This window comes from Bradyrhizobium australafricanum (assembly GCF_020329495.1).
GTDB classification, from domain to species: domain Bacteria; phylum Pseudomonadota; class Alphaproteobacteria; order Rhizobiales; family Xanthobacteraceae; genus Bradyrhizobium; species Bradyrhizobium australafricanum.
The window spans coordinates 43,146-56,390 of record NZ_JAGKJL010000057.1 but is presented as its reverse complement, the minus strand read 5'-3'; the positions used below and the strand labels follow the sequence as shown (position 1 = coordinate 56,390).

At 64.7% G+C, this 13,245-nt stretch carries 15 protein-coding genes; 3 read left to right on the top strand and 12 right to left on the bottom strand.

The genetic code is table 11. The features are described 5' to 3' along the window. From J6525_RS35695 to J6525_RS35680, 4 genes are all read right to left on the bottom strand, one after another. Window positions 1-206: transposase (locus J6525_RS35695; RefSeq protein WP_225646143.1), on the bottom strand; the 206-nt coding region annotated here is incomplete at its 3' end. A 100-nt stretch (window positions 207-306) separates the two neighbouring features. Further along, window positions 307-1,194: a BJP family subclass B3 metallo-beta-lactamase gene (gene blaBJP, locus J6525_RS35690; RefSeq protein WP_225648158.1), complete on the bottom strand. Its 888-nt coding sequence runs from the start codon at window positions 1,192-1,194 to the stop codon at window positions 307-309. Window positions 1,195-1,322: 128 nt separating this feature from the next. After that, window positions 1,323-1,706: a tautomerase family protein gene (locus J6525_RS35685; protein WP_225648157.1), complete on the bottom strand. Its 384-nt coding sequence runs from the start codon at window positions 1,704-1,706 to the stop codon at window positions 1,323-1,325. A 98-nt stretch (window positions 1,707-1,804) separates the two neighbouring features. Next, window positions 1,805-2,311: a winged helix-turn-helix transcriptional regulator gene (locus J6525_RS35680; RefSeq protein WP_225648156.1), complete on the bottom strand. Its 507-nt coding sequence runs from the start codon at window positions 2,309-2,311 to the stop codon at window positions 1,805-1,807. A 113-nt stretch (window positions 2,312-2,424) separates the two neighbouring features. On the opposite strand from J6525_RS35680, the gene J6525_RS35675 reads away from it, so the two are divergent. After that, window positions 2,425-3,024 (top strand): VOC family protein, encoded by a 600-nt coding sequence (locus J6525_RS35675; protein ID WP_225648155.1) that lies wholly within the window; start codon window positions 2,425-2,427, stop codon window positions 3,022-3,024. 118 nt (window positions 3,025-3,142) lie between these two features. Here J6525_RS35675 and J6525_RS35670 read toward each other — a convergent pair whose 3' ends face one another. The 6 genes from J6525_RS35670 to J6525_RS35645 form a co-directional block, all read right to left on the bottom strand. Beyond that, window positions 3,143-3,331 carry a Rossmann-fold NAD(P)-binding domain-containing protein gene (locus J6525_RS35670; RefSeq protein ID WP_038386258.1) on the bottom strand — a complete coding sequence of 63 codons (189 nt, stop codon included), beginning with the start codon at window positions 3,329-3,331 and terminating at the stop codon, window positions 3,143-3,145. A 106-nt stretch (window positions 3,332-3,437) separates the two neighbouring features. Beyond that, window positions 3,438-4,328 (bottom strand): MBL fold metallo-hydrolase, encoded by an 891-nt coding sequence (locus J6525_RS35665; RefSeq protein ID WP_225648154.1) that lies wholly within the window; start codon window positions 4,326-4,328, stop codon window positions 3,438-3,440. Between the two features lie 94 nt (window positions 4,329-4,422). Beyond that, window positions 4,423-5,475 (bottom strand): histidinol-phosphate transaminase, encoded by a 1,053-nt coding sequence (hisC, locus tag J6525_RS35660; RefSeq protein WP_225648153.1) that lies wholly within the window; start codon window positions 5,473-5,475, stop codon window positions 4,423-4,425. Between the two features lie 103 nt (window positions 5,476-5,578). Beyond that, the gene (locus J6525_RS35655) at window positions 5,579-6,433 is read right to left on the bottom strand and encodes an HTD2 family dehydratase (protein ID WP_225648152.1); all 855 of its coding nucleotides are present in this window, start codon (window positions 6,431-6,433) and stop codon (window positions 5,579-5,581) included. 27 nt (window positions 6,434-6,460) lie between these two features. Then, window positions 6,461-7,561, bottom strand: a complete 1,101-nt coding sequence (locus tag J6525_RS35650) for a CaiB/BaiF CoA transferase family protein (RefSeq protein WP_092090097.1) — start codon at window positions 7,559-7,561, stop codon at window positions 6,461-6,463. A gap of 11 nt (window positions 7,562-7,572) precedes the next feature. Further along, window positions 7,573-8,742, bottom strand: a complete 1,170-nt coding sequence (locus tag J6525_RS35645; protein WP_050386889.1) for an acyl-CoA dehydrogenase family protein — start codon at window positions 8,740-8,742, stop codon at window positions 7,573-7,575. 152 nt (window positions 8,743-8,894) lie between these two features. Between J6525_RS35645 and J6525_RS35640 the strand changes: the two genes are divergently transcribed. Next, a complete protein-coding gene (locus J6525_RS35640) occupies window positions 8,895-9,818 on the top strand; it encodes a LysR substrate-binding domain-containing protein (protein WP_225648151.1) in 924 nt (307 codons plus the stop codon). A 111-nt stretch (window positions 9,819-9,929) separates the two neighbouring features. On the opposite strand, the gene J6525_RS35635 is transcribed toward J6525_RS35640, so the two are convergent. Next, window positions 9,930-10,523 (bottom strand): thiamine pyrophosphate-dependent enzyme, encoded by a 594-nt coding sequence (locus tag J6525_RS35635; RefSeq protein ID WP_225648150.1) that lies wholly within the window; start codon window positions 10,521-10,523, stop codon window positions 9,930-9,932. Beyond that, complete coding sequence (locus J6525_RS35630) at window positions 10,523-11,083, bottom strand: thiamine pyrophosphate-binding protein (protein WP_092090087.1); 561 nt, start codon at window positions 11,081-11,083, stop codon at window positions 10,523-10,525. The genes J6525_RS35635 and J6525_RS35630 overlap by 1 nt, the downstream gene beginning before the upstream one ends. Before the next feature lie 367 nt (window positions 11,084-11,450). Between J6525_RS35630 and J6525_RS35625 the strand changes: the two genes are divergently transcribed. Continuing rightward, the gene (locus tag J6525_RS35625) at window positions 11,451-13,169 is read left to right on the top strand and encodes a cache domain-containing protein (protein ID WP_092090086.1); all 1,719 of its coding nucleotides are present in this window, start codon (window positions 11,451-11,453) and stop codon (window positions 13,167-13,169) included. The last annotated feature ends 76 nt before the right edge of the window (window positions 13,170-13,245 follow it).

The following is a 13,245-nucleotide window of genomic DNA, read 5'->3' as shown; positions in this document are numbered from 1 at the left end:
GGCAACGCCCGCCACTGGCAGCCGGTCGAAACGATATAGAGGATCGCTTCGATCACACGACGCAGCTCCGTCTTACGCGGCCGGCCGCGCCGGTTCGCTCGCGGCAACAGGCGTCTGATCAGCGCCCACTCCGCATCGGTCATATCGCTTGCATAACGCAGATCGTCCCGCCGATATTGCTCCCGAGTGATCTTGGTCCAGGGCATCGTGCTCTCCCTCGAATCTTTGCAAATCCGATGGAATCACACCCCACTGAGATCACTCACCCATTTTTCAGTCAGGCTCTCAGGATGACGGGGTGACTACCTAATTGGCCTTCTGCAGCGCAGCGGTCTGCTTGGCGAGCTGCTTGTCGAAATCCTGCTCCAGCCCGGCCACGTAGGTGGCATTTTCGCCCGGCTTGACGAACGGGTTCGGCGCGCCGTCCTTCATCTGCGCCCGCTTGGCCTGCATGGCGTAGACCTCCGGATGCGGCCCGAGCAGCACGTCGACCTTCATCGCCTTGACCTTGGTGAAGGTCGAGCGGTAGTCGTCGACGATGCCGGGATAGGTCGGACGGCCGACCAGCCGGTTCAGCGCCACCGTTCCGCTGCAGAAGAACAGCACGTTGCGCGCCTGGCTGCCGTCCTTGACCGTGATCTCCCAGCTGGTGCAGCCGGGCGAATGGCCGGGGGTGGTGTGCGCGGTCAGCGTGACATCGCCGAGCGTCACCTTGTCGCCTTCCTTGACGGTGCGGTCGACCTTCACCGGCGTAAAAGCAAGATCGGCGTTGTTCTCGTCGCCCGGATAATAGCCGCCCTCGAGCAGGGGCTTGTCGCGCTCGCCGGCGATCAGTTGCGCACCGGTCTCCTTCTTGATCTCGGCAAAGCCGCCGGTGTGGTCGAGATGGGCGTGAGTGTTGAGGATGATCTTGATGTCGCCCTCCTTGAAGCCGAGCTTGGCGATGTTGTCCTTGATCATGCCGGTCGACTGCTGCATCGCCGTGTCCATCAGGATCAGCCCTTGCGACGTCTTGATGATGTAGACCGCGATCCCGTCAGTGCCCACATAGTAGATATTGTCGATGAGCTGGAACGGCTCGAACGGCGCGGTCCATTTCTTCATGACAACAGCCATGAAGTCCTTGAGCGTCTGTGCCTGCGCACCGGTTGCGATCAGCGTGAGCGCGCACAGCGCGGCTGCGATCGTCCTCATGGTTGCCTCCCTCTTTGTTGTTGTTCGTGCACGGGCGGCACTATGCGTGCTGGCGACGCCGGCCGCAAGCTGCGGACGGCAAGCCGCCGGGCAAGCGGCCGTCCGTCCGGCGCATTCCTGTTCTGCGTTCAGCTCGCGTATTGGGCGATGCCGTGGCCGAACGACCAGTTCTCCTTGGCGACCTCGACCAGATTGATGACGACATCGTCCGGCCGTCCCTGCAGCTGGCTCTGATAGTCGTCCACGATCCGCTTGTAGAACGCCTTCTTCATCTCGACCGTACGCCCGGCATTCATGGTGATCTGGATGAAGATGAGGTCGTCGCTGTAGGTGTTGCCGAGATAGTTGTCGGCGTAGTTCAGGTCGCTACGGTCGTGCTCGGTGATGACCTGAAACTTGTCATTCTCCGGCACGTTGATCACCTCGCGCATCGCCTTGTAGACGATCTCGCCCAGGGTCTTGCGATATTCGGCGGACTTGCCGCGCTTCAGGTCGATGCGAACGAATGGCATGGTGGTCTCCTGTGTTGTGCGAGGCTCGGCCCCGCGTGATCGGGATGTACGACGGTGCGAACGGGCATCGTCCGCTTGCGCCGGCGAGGTCGGTGCGTTCAGCGGGCCGCCTTGAAGGCCTCCCAGCGCGCATCGCGCTCTCTCTGGTATTTGGGCGTTCGCTCCGCGACCATGTTCGCCCAATGTAGCGGCTTGCCGCAGGACTGGCAGACCGGACCGAGCCCGGCCGGCTTGCCGCAGACGAGGTGCGTATAGTTCATGGAAAGACCGTCCCTGGGTGATTTGCACCAGGTCTCGCCCCAGGCGCGCAGGGCAAACATGACGGGGAAGAACGCCGCGCCCTTCTCCGTCAGATGATATTCGTGGCGCAGCGGCCGCTTGTTGTAGACGCGCCGCGTCACCAGTCCGTCCGCCTCCAGCTTCTTAAGCCGCGCGGTGAGCATCTGCGGGGTCGCGCCGGTATGGGCCTGAATCTCCTCGAAGCGATGGTTGCGTGCGAACAGCTCGCGCAGCACCAGCACCGTCCAGCGGTCGCCCACCGCAGTCTCCGCGCGCGCCACCGGACACAGCGTTTGGTCAGCAGGGTCGCCCTTTGGCCTTGCCATCACGTTTTCTTCATCCGGCATTGTTGCTATGATTTTCATAGCAATATGGGCTATCGTCAAGGTGGGTGCAACGGGCTTTTCCGCCCGGTCCCTCACATTTCAAGGAGCGCGCCATGAGTACCGAAAGCAAGAAACCGGGTATCGACATGAAGCTCGAGGTCGTGGTGATCCCCGTGTCCGATGTCGACCGCGCCAAGCGCTTCTATGAAAATCTCGGCTGGCGGCTCGACGCCGATTTCGTCAGGGCGGACGGGTCCCGGGCGCTGCAGCTGACGCCGCCGGGCTCGCCGACCTCGATCCATCTCGACAAGGGATCCGCGTTGCCGCGCTTCCTGATCGTGAACGACATCGAGGCGGCGCGTGCCGAGCTGATCGCGCGTGGCGTCGATGTCAGCGAGGTGTTTCATCGCGGGGCGGCGGGTCGCATCACGGGACCCGATCCGGAGCGGCCGAGCTACGGTTCGCTGGCGACCTTCAACGATCCCGACGGCAATGTCTGGCTGCTGCAGCAGGTGACGCAGCGTCTGCCCGGACGCGTCGACGGAATTAGCACGACGTTCACCTCATCGACCGATCTGGCCGCCGCGCTGCGGCGCGCGGCAGCCGCACATGGCGAGCACGAGAAGCGAACCGGCGGCCACGATGTGAACTGGCCGGACTGGTACGCCGATTACATCGTGCGCGAACAGGCCGGGAGCCCGCTGCCGGAGTGAAGGATCAAACAGGAGTATCCGTCATGGCGGCGCAATCGATCGCGCAGTTTCGCGAACGGACCGCCGCGCTCGGCGCCAAGGTTGCCGGACGTGGTGTATGCCGGCCGGGTAGGCGGCGTCACGCCTTGAGGCAGGCACCGCGCTCGGACAAAACCTTCTCGGCCTTCGGCGTCAGCTCGTAGAGGTCGCCGTCCTTAGCGACGTATCCCTCCCTGATGAGCCGGTCGACTTCGCCTTGCACGTCGTCGGCGAAGGCAATGGATTGGGCGATGTCGCAGAGAACCGCGACCTGTTCGTCTCTAAGCATGGCGTCCTCCGTCAGGGCGGGGAACGCGCAAGCCGGCATTCGGTTCCAAGGGGCCGGATGATACACCGGCTTTCACGCGGTGAGCTGTGGCGCCGGGTGTTGCATCTTACCCATGCCGCGCATCGAACACCGGCGCGTAGCCACCGCCGTCCCGACGAACATGGGCACAGCGCGGGCCGCGGAAGTGGGCGGGTATGACGAGGCGGCCGCTGTCCGCGGCCTCTGCCAGGATCCTCATCCGCGTCTCGCGCGCGAGCTGTGGGTCGGCACAGGATGATGTCGACAGATCGGGCTGGAAGATCTGCACCGGATTGTGCACGGCATCGCCGCAAAAGATCGCGCGATGTTGTGCGTAGTCTACCATCAGCCCCATCTGGCCGCTGGTGTGGCCCGGCAGCGGGACCAGCCGCAGGCCCGGTCCCAACTGATGGCCATCGTCGACCAGATCGACACGGCCTGCCTCGACGATCGGGATGACGCTCTGCTCCAGGGCGCGGGCGTGGATCGGCGGGGCACGCCCGGCATCATGCTGCGTCATCCAGTCGGCAAGCTCGCGGCGGCCGAACAGATACCGCGCGTTGGGAAAGGTCGGCTGCCAGCGGCCGTTGTTCTGGCGTGTATTCCAGCCGACGTGATCGACATGCAGATGGGTGCAGAATACGACGTCGATGCCGGCCGCGTCGACGCCGCACGCGCGCAACCGGTCGAGGAAGCCGCTGCCGCGGCGCCGATGCCAGGCCGGAATCTCGGGGATGTCCTTGTGCTCGCCGATGCAAGCGTCGATCAGCAGCGTTCGGCCGCCGGTTCGCACCACAAAACTCTGGATCGCGTGTTTCGCGACGCCCCGGGCGAGATCGATGAACACCGGCTCCAGCGTGGCGCGATGTGCCTCGATCACGCGGCGATCGTATCCGGGCAGGAATTCGGCGAGCGGAAGGCCGAAATCGTCGTCGTCGACGATGACGTCGACGGTTGCGTCGCCGATCGCAAATTGCATGACCGCTCCTTCCCGGAGAACCGTGCATCCCAACGCGCGGTCACTATGCAGGTTGGCGCCGTCGATCGCAAGTTGCGTCGTCGGTGAACGGCTATCAGACCATGCCGCGCAGCAGGCCGAGCAGGCGGCCGCACTCATCGTCGGTGCCGACCGTGATGCGCAAAAAGTCCTCGATCCGCGGCTTCTGGAAATGCCGCACCAGCACGCCGCGCTCGCGCAACCTTGCGGCGAGATCGGCGCCGCGATGGCTGGGATGGCGGGCGAACACGAAATTCGCCTGCGACGGCAGCACCTCGAAGCCCAGCTCAATGAGGCTGCGGACCAGCGCCTCTCTGCTCCGGATGATGCGTTGCCGCGTCTCCTCGAACCACGCCTCGTCCTCGATTGAGGCGACCGCGCCGGCGATCGCGAAGCAGTCCAGCGGATAGGAGTTGAAGCTGTCCTTGACCCGCTCCAGCGCCTCGATCAGCGGGCGTTGGCCGATGGCGAAGCCGACGCGCAAGCCGGCCAGCGCGCGCGATTTGGAGAGCGTCTGGATGACGAGCAGATTGTCGTGGCGCGCGACCAGCGGCACGGCGCTCTCGGCGCCGAAGTCGACATAGGCCTCGTCGACCACCACCAGCCGGTCGGGATGCTCGGCGAGCAGCGCCTCGATCGCAGAGCGCGGCAGCGCGGTGCCGGTCGGTGCGTTCGGATTGCATAGCAGGATGGCGCTGCCGGGCCGCCGGTAGTCGGCAAGGTTCACCCGCATCGCGGCGTCGAGAGGCACGGTCTCGTAGCTGACGCCATAGAGGCGGCAATAGACCGGGTAGAAGCTGTAGGTGATGTCGGGAAACAGCAGCGGCGCGTCGTGTTTCAGCAGCGCCGGGAAAGCGTGGGCCAGTACCTCGTCCGAGCCGTTGCCGACGAACACCTCGTCCGCCGTGACGCCGTAGCGCCTCGCGATCGCCTCACGCGGCGCGGTTGCGCGTGGGTCCGGATAGAGCCGCAGGCGATCCGTGTTCGCTGTGATCGCCGCCACCGCGCGCGGCGACGGCGGGTAGGGGTTTTCGTTGGTATTGAGCTTGATAAGGCCGTCGATCTTCGGCTGCTCGCCGGGCACGTATGGCGACAGATTGTGGACGACCGAACTCCAGAAGCGACTCATGATCTGCGATCCAGGGATGAACGCGATCACAATAAGGAATACGAGGCGCTGATGAAAGCGCCTCTTTATTCCCTCGCGTTATGACAGGCGTCGTGCTCGCGCGTTACCAGGTCGCCGTGCCCTTCATGGTCGGCTGGCCCTCGGCATTCGCGGTCCACAGCTCCATGCCGCCGTCCTTGTCGCTGGCATTGATCGAGAACTCGCTGCCCTCGAACAGCGGCTGCACGCCGCGATAGGCGAGCTTCTTCGGCGGCTTGCCGCCGCGCAGCCTGGCGGCGAACTCGACGATGAAGGAAGCCTGCAGCGGGCCGTGGAAGATCAGGCCCGGATAGCCCTCGACCTTGGTGACGTAGTCGCGGTCGTAATGAATGCGATGGCCGTTGAAAGTCAGCGCCGAGTAGCGGAACAAGAGCACCGGGTCGGAGACGTGGCTCTCGCGATGCTGCGCGACCGGCGGAGGCGGCGGCGCCTTGGCCGGCGCAGCGCCCTGCGTGCTCGTCATCTCGCGATAGACGATGTCCTGCCGCTCGCGCACCGCAAGCCCGCGCGAGGTCGTCACCTCGTGATTGACCGAGACGAAGCACAGCGTGCCGGTCGAGCCTGATTTGACCGTGACGTCGACGATCTTCGAGGTGCGTTTGGCCTCATCGCCGATGCGCAAGCTGTCGAAGAATTCGAGCTCGCCACCGGCCCACATCCGGCGCGGCAGCGGCACCGGCGGCAGGAAGCCGCCGCGGGTCGGGTGGCCGTCGGGGCCGAGCTGCGACATCGGAAACACCGGCTGCGCCAGGCACCAGTGCGTGGTCCACGGCGCGGCGTCACCGGCCTTCGGCTCGCCGACCTCCTGGAACAGCGTCGCGCGCAGCCCCATCACGAGATATTTGGTGACGACGTCGGAGGCCTCCGTGGTCTTGCCGATCCATTGGCGGAGATGATCGAGGTCGAGTTTGTCGCTCATGATTGTGTTGCCCGGGCAGGAGGGATTTCAGGAACGTCTGGTGCGTTCGCCGATCGCGGGCACCTTGCCGTAGTGCCTGTCCTCGCCGACCACGATCGCGGCCGGCGCCGGATAGCTGACCTTGCCGTTCGGCGTGTCGACCTCGATGCGACGCAGATGCGGATGTTTCGCGAGGTCGTCCATGCTGTTGACCTCGGCAAAGGCGATGTCGGCCTCGGCAAGCTTCGCCAGCAATTCCTCGCGCGTCAATTTGCCGAAGCTGTCGCTGACGATTCCGTCGGTCAGCACCCGGTTGCGCACGCGCTCGACCATGTTGGCAAAGCGCGGATCGTCGGGCAGGCCGGGCTGGTCCAGCACCTTGGCGCACAGCGTCTTCCACTCGCGCTCGCTCTGGATCGAGATCAGGATCTCCTTGCCGTCCTTCGAGCGGAACACGCCATAGGGCGCGATCGAGGGATGGGCGAGGCCGATCCGCTTCGGCGACTTGCCGTCCTCGGCATTGAGCAGCGGCACGGTGAGCCAGTCGGCCATCACGTCGAACATCGAGATCCGGATGTCGGCGCCGTCTCCGGTGCGGCCGCGGCCGATCAGCGCCTCGAGGATCGCGGCATGCGCGGTGGCGCCGGTCGCGACGTCGACGATCGACATGCCGACGCGCGAGGCGCCCTCGGGGCCGCCGGTGATCGAGGCAAGGCCGCTCTCGGCCTGGATCAACAGGTCATAGGCCTTGCGGTCGGCATAGGGGCCGGTGTCGCCATAGCCGGTGATCGTACACATGATCAGCTTCGGGTAATCCTTGCGCAGCCGCTCGCGCGAGAAGCCGAGTTTGTCCATCGAGCCGGGCTTGAGGTTCTGCAGCAGCACGTCGGCGTCGGCGATCAGCGTCTCGAGCTGCGCGCGGCCTTCCTTGGTGGCGAGGTCGACCACGGCAGAATCCTTGCCGCGGTTCAGCCAGACGAAGTAGCTGCTCTGGCCCTTCGCCGCGGCGTCGTAGCCGCGGGCGAAATCGCCCTCGGGCCGCTCGATCTTGATGACATGGGCGCCGGCGTCGGCGAGGCGTGACGAGCAGAACGGCGCGGCAACCGCTTGCTCGACGGCGATGACGGTCAATCCCTCAAGCGGCAGCATGATCAAGCAACTCAGTAGGAGCGGGGCATGCCGAGCACGTGCTCGGCGACGTAGGACAGGATCAGGTTGGTCGAGATCGGCGCCACCTGGTAGAGCCGGGTCTCGCGGAATTTGCGCTCGACGTCGTATTCCTCGGCAAAGCCGAAGCCGCCATGGGTCTGCACGCAGGCATTGGCGGCCTCCCAGGACGCATCCGCCGCCAGCATCTTGGCCATGTTGGCCTCGGCGCCGCAGTCGAGCCCGGCTTCGTATTTGCGGGTGGCTTCCTTCACCATCAATTCGGCCGCACGCATCGAAGCGTAGGCCTTGGCGACCGGGAACTGGATTCCCTGGTTTTGGCCGATCGGCCGGCCGAACACGCTGCGCTCTTTGGCGTAGTTGGTGGCCTTGGCGATGAACCACTTCGCGTCGCCGACGCACTCGGCGGCGATCAGGATGCGCTCGGCGTTCATGCCGGACAGGATGTAGCGAAAACCCTTGCCTTCCTCGCCGATCAGATTCTCCGCCGGCACCTTCATGTCGGTGAAGAACACTTCGGTCGTGGCGTGGTTCATCATGGTGCGGATCGGGCGGATCTCCAGCCCCTTGCCCTTCACCTCGCGCATGTCGACGATGAACACCGAGAGACCGTCGGTGCGCTTCTTCGACTGCTCCTTCGGCGTGGTGCGCGCCAGCAGGACCATCAGGTCGGAATATTCGGCGCGGCTGGTCCAGATCTTCTGGCCGTTGACGACGTAATGGTCGCCCTCGCGGCGCGCGAAGGTTTTCAGCGACGACGTGTCGGTGCCGCTGGTCGGCTCGGTGACGCCGAACGCCTGGAGCCGCAACTCGCCGGTCGCGACCTTCGGCAGATATTTCGCCTTCTGCGCGTCGTTGCCGTGCCGCAGCACGGTGCCCATCGTGTACATCTGGGCGTGGCAGCCGCCGCCATTGCAGCCGGCGCGCTGGATCTCTTCCAGGATCGCCGCCGCCGCCGACAGCTTCAGGCCGGCGCCGCCATATTCCTCGGGGATCAAGACCGAGAGATAGCCGGCCTCCGTCAGCGCATCGACGAACTCCTTCGGATAGGCCATCTGGCGATCGAGCTTGCGCCAGTATTCGCCGGGAAACTGCGCGCAGAGTTTTGCCACGGCGTCGCGGATGTCGGAATGGTCGTCGATGTGTTGATCGTGTGCGGTCATTGTTTCGTCTTGCCGAGAGGTTGCGCCAGAGCGTGTTCGAGCGAAGCGGAAATCGGTTCGCGTGAAGAAAACGCCCGCTGTTGTGGGGCCCCGGTAAACTCCCTATGCTGTTTTGTTATAGCGTATGAACCTGCCTTCCAGGATTGGCAAGTATGGATTTCCGCCAGCTTAGGACCTTTGCGTGCGTCGCGGAACTCGGGAGCCTGAGCAAGGCATCCGATACCTTGCGGGTCGCGCAGCCGGCGCTGAGCCGGCAGATCAAGCTGCTGGAACACGAGCTGCGCACCGAATTGTTCACGCGCAACGGCCGCGGCATGGTGCTGACCGACGCCGGCCGGCTGCTGCTGACGCGCACCAGCGGTATCGTGCGGCAGATCGACCAGATCCGCGACGACATCCAGTCCGCCGGCGGTGCACCGTCCGGGCGCGTCGTGCTCGGGCTGGTGCCGACGGTGAGTTGCGTGCTGTCGGCGCGGCTGGCGCGGCGCACGGTGGAGCGCTATCCCGGCATCTCCCTCTGCATCGTCGAGAGCTACAGCGGCCATCTGATCGAGTGGCTGCATCGCGGCGAGATGGACCTTGCCGTGATCTATGGCCCGTCGGTCGATCTGCATCTGGCGGTGCAGAGTCTCGGCCGCGACAGCATCGTCGCGGTCGGCCCGCGCGGCAGCGGGCTGAAGCCGAAGAAGCAGGTCGACTTCGGCTGGCTGATGCGCCAGCGCCTGGTGCTGCCAAGTCATTCGCACGGCCTCCGTGCGCTGCTCGAACATGCCGCGGCCAAAAAGAAGATCGATCTCGACGTCAAGCTCGAGGCGGATTCGTTTCGCGTGCTGACCAGCCTGGTCGAGGAGGGGCTCGGATATACCTTGCTGCCGCCGTCCTCGGTGCGCGCCGAGGTGGCGGAGGGCCGGCTCGAGACCGCCGCCATCGCGCGGCCGGCGCCGCGGCGCGAGCTGACGCTGGCCTCGCCGGTCGAGCATCCCGGCTCCAACGCGATGGCGCTGATCGCGAAGCTGTTGCGCGACGAGGTCGCCGCGCTGCGCGCCGAGGGGCTCTGGGATATCCAGCTCGCCTGAGTTCCGTCATTGCGAGGAGCGATAGCGACGAAGCAATCCATCCGTCCGCGAATGCTGCGCGATGGATTGCTTCGCTTCGCTCGCAATGACGGGGTCGCACGCATTCTGCTCTCAGCTCACCTTGAAGCCGAGATGGCCGCGGAAGCGGTTATTCAAATAGGTGCCGTCGCGCGGCGGCAGCGCGCGCTCGACTTCGCCGGCCGCGATGCGAATGCGCGCCAGCCGCGGGCCGCCGCCGAGATCGCGCAGGCTGGTACGGAATTTCTCGATGCCGGCCATGTCGGCGATCTCACAGACATTGCCGATGCCCGCGCCATCAGCGATCACTTCGAGCTTGGCGCCGAGGCCCGAGTGACTCGGCTGCATGCCGGTCTCGCCGAAATGGCCGTTGTCGAGCACCGCGATCGAGAGATTGCCGGGCTGCTTGGTCGCGATCGTCAGCAGGCTGCCGATCCCCATCAGCTGCTCGCCGTCGCCGGTGATCACGAGCACCGGGCGCTTCGGTTGCGCCAGCGCGAGGCCGAGCCCGACCATCGCGGCGCCGCCCATCGCGCCCCACAGATAGAAATTGCCGGGATGCTCGCCGGCGTCGAACACGTCATAGGACGAGGAGCCGAGCCCGGAGATCACGAGCAGCTCGCCGCGGTCGGCGAGCAGCGCCTTCACGGCGGCGCGGCGATCGAGAGTACCTGTTGATGCCGACATCAGTGCGTCTCCTTGGTCCACTTCTTGCGGCCGATCATCCGCTGCGAGATCAGCACCGCGACCTGCTGGTCGCCGTCATAGGCGAGCGAGGCGGCCGCCGAGATCACCTCCTCGGCATCGTCAGGGTTCTCCAGCCGCAGCACCGTGGTGCCCATGATCTCGAACGCCTGCGGCGTCGCCCGGCCCATCGGAATCTGCCAGGGATTGAACTCGGCCCATTCGCCGCGCATCGTCACCAGCGTGAGCAGCGGGAAACGGCAGCTCGCCATCAGCGACAGCATGTTGACGCAATTGCCGACGCCGCTCGATTGCATCAACAGCACCGCGCGATCGCCGCCGAGCCAGGCGCCGGCCGAAAGCGCCACGCCCTCTTCCTCGGTCGTCAGCACCGTGGTCTTGATGTCGGCATCCGCGTGCGACAGCTTGATCAGCTTGGAATGTCCCGCATCGGGAACGTAGGACACCTGCGCCACGCCGAAGCTCTTCAGCGTGCGGTAGATCGCAACCGGCCAGTCCCGGCTGGTCGCGCTGTCCTGGTGAACGGCAATCTGGTCCATCATGGCCTCGGCGGTAGCGTTTTCGAACGAACCGGGTACCGGTTCGCGAAGAAAAACGCGTCAATACAAGGGACGCGCATTGGCGCGTCCTCACACCGCTGGCTTTAAGCCAGGTCACGGGTTTATTCTCTTCGCATCTGGCTCGCCCAGCTATGCCGGAATTTTATAGGGCCAGGGTTTTGCAGGGCCGACGCAAGCGAAATGGCGGCCGGAGCCGGCTGCGTCCTTTGGTCGGGTCGAGCAACAGCCCCATTACGGCCTAAAACGATGCTCTATGCTAGAAGATGCCGGTTGGCGGCAGCGCCGGGCTTCATTTTCAAGGCTTCATTTCGCATATCGATATATCCGTCGCATTTTCAGGGATCAGGGCATGATTGTCCGAGATCGGTTTCGCGGCCTCTTCCCAAAGTATTTTCTCGCGCTGTTCCTGGCCGTCGCGCTTCCGCTCGTGATCAACGGGTCGATCGAAGCCTGGTTCGGTTACCGCGATCAGCGCGCAAGGCTGGACCAGTTGCTTGGTGTTCAGGCGACTTCCGCGGCCGCTGAAATTCATAACTTCATCTCCGACATTGCAAGCCAGCTCGGCTGGCTGGTCCAGCTTCCCTGGACCAACGAGGCCGATGAGGATCGCCGAACCGATGCGTTGCGTCTGTTTCGTCAAGCGCCGGCCGTCGTCAGCCTGACACTGATCGACAACAATGGGTTGGAGCGTCTCTACGTCTCACGGGTCGGCCTCAATCGAATTGAAAGTCGTATCGACCGATCGGCTGAACCTGCGCTGGTCGGCGCCCACGCGCGCCAGGTTTGGTTCAGCGATGTCAGCTACAACAGAGGCTCAGAGCCGTATTTGACCATTGCGCTCGTGGGTAACCGATCCGCGGTCGGCGCAGTCATCGCCGAAGTCAATCTCAAGCTGATCTGGGATGTCGTATCGGCGATCAAGGTGGGAGAGACGGGCCTCGCCTTCGTGCTGGACCGGCCGGGCCGCCTCATTGCCCATCCCGACATCAGCCTCGTCCTCCGCGGGCTGGAAGAAACAACCTCTCAGCCGTTTCGCACCATTCGCGACGCGATCGGCCCGGGAGCGGGCTTTGCAACGGGCCGCGACGGACAGGGACGTCCGGTTGCCGCCCGCGCGGCTCCTGTGGCGGGTCCCGATTGGACCGTCGTGGTGGCGCAGCCGCTCTCCGAGGCTTACGCCCCGATCTATGCCGCGTTGCGACGGACCACAGTGCTTCTCGCAGGCAGCACCGTATTTGCGGGGCTGCTCGCTTATGCATTCGCGCACCGGATGACCGAGCCGATCAGGCTGCTCGAGGAGGGGACGGAGCGGATCGGCGCCGGATCGTTCGAGCACCGCATTTCGATCCAGACCGGGGACGAATTTCAGCGTCTGGCAAGCAGCTTCAACAGGATGGCGGGCGAGCTCGCGCTGGCGCAGCAGCACCAGGAGCGGATCGCGAAGCTCAAGCGGTTTCTCGCGCCCCAAGTCGCCGATCTCGTCGATCGTGCCGGCGATGACAGCGTGCTGGATGGCCGCCGCACCGACGTCGTCGTTGTGTTCTGTGACTTGCGCGGATTCACCGCGTTTTCCGCAGGCGTCGCTCCCGAGGAAGTCATGAGCGTGCTGTCCGAATATTATGAGGTTCTGGGCAGGGTCATTTCGCGGTTCGAAGCAACGCTCATCAGCTTCTCGGGAGACGGGTTGATGGTGCTGGTGAACGCACCCGTGCCGGTCGAGGAGCCGGCGCTGAGAGCCGTCGACCTTGCGACCGAAATGCAGAAGCGCGTGCAGGGCTTGATCGGCGGCTGGCGGTCGCGGGGCTACCAGGTTGGCTTTGGAATAGGGCTTGCCAGTGGATCGGCGACGGTTGGGCGGATCGGCTACGAAGACCGGCTCGATTACACGGCCATCGGCAGTGTCGTGAATCTCGCCGCCCGCCTGTGCGCATCTGCCGCAGATCGGGAAATCCTGATGGATGCAGGGACCGCCGCAAGCGTGAGAGGCAAGCGCTCCCTGGAAGATATCGGCAGTCGCCAAATCAAGGGCTTCGATGACGCCATTCCGGTGTTCGGAATATCTTTTTGATGTGCGTCGGCCGATCTAGACCGGAGCGGCTCGGTGCAGTCCATTGGCGACTGGTTTCGGATCGTGGGATATACTT

Coding starts and splice junctions, on each gene's coding strand:
- blaBJP (WP_225648158.1), bottom strand. CDS start 1,194: ATGAGGACGATCGCAGCCGCGCTGTGCGCGCTCACGCTGATCGCAACC.
- J6525_RS35685 (WP_225648157.1), bottom strand. CDS start 1,706: ATGCCATTCGTTCGCATCGACCTGAAGCGCGGCAAGTCCGCCGAATAT.
- J6525_RS35680 (WP_225648156.1), bottom strand. CDS start 2,311: ATGGCAAGGCCAAAGGGCGACCCTGCTGACCAAACGCTGTGTCCGGTG.
- J6525_RS35675 (WP_225648155.1), top strand. CDS start 2,425: ATGAGTACCGAAAGCAAGAAACCGGGTATCGACATGAAGCTCGAGGTC.
- J6525_RS35670 (WP_038386258.1), bottom strand. CDS start 3,331: ATGCTTAGAGACGAACAGGTCGCGGTTCTCTGCGACATCGCCCAATCC.
- J6525_RS35665 (WP_225648154.1), bottom strand. CDS start 4,328: ATGCAATTTGCGATCGGCGACGCAACCGTCGACGTCATCGTCGACGAC.
- hisC (WP_225648153.1), bottom strand. CDS start 5,475: ATGAGTCGCTTCTGGAGTTCGGTCGTCCACAATCTGTCGCCATACGTG.
- J6525_RS35655 (WP_225648152.1), bottom strand. CDS start 6,433: ATGAGCGACAAACTCGACCTCGATCATCTCCGCCAATGGATCGGCAAG.
- J6525_RS35650 (WP_092090097.1), bottom strand. CDS start 7,561: ATGCTGCCGCTTGAGGGATTGACCGTCATCGCCGTCGAGCAAGCGGTT.
- J6525_RS35645 (WP_050386889.1), bottom strand. CDS start 8,742: ATGACCGCACACGATCAACACATCGACGACCATTCCGACATCCGCGAC.
- J6525_RS35640 (WP_225648151.1), top strand. CDS start 8,895: ATGGATTTCCGCCAGCTTAGGACCTTTGCGTGCGTCGCGGAACTCGGG.
- J6525_RS35635 (WP_225648150.1), bottom strand. CDS start 10,523: ATGTCGGCATCAACAGGTACTCTCGATCGCCGCGCCGCCGTGAAGGCG.
- J6525_RS35630 (WP_092090087.1), bottom strand. CDS start 11,083: ATGATGGACCAGATTGCCGTTCACCAGGACAGCGCGACCAGCCGGGAC.
- J6525_RS35625 (WP_092090086.1), top strand. CDS start 11,451: ATGATTGTCCGAGATCGGTTTCGCGGCCTCTTCCCAAAGTATTTTCTC.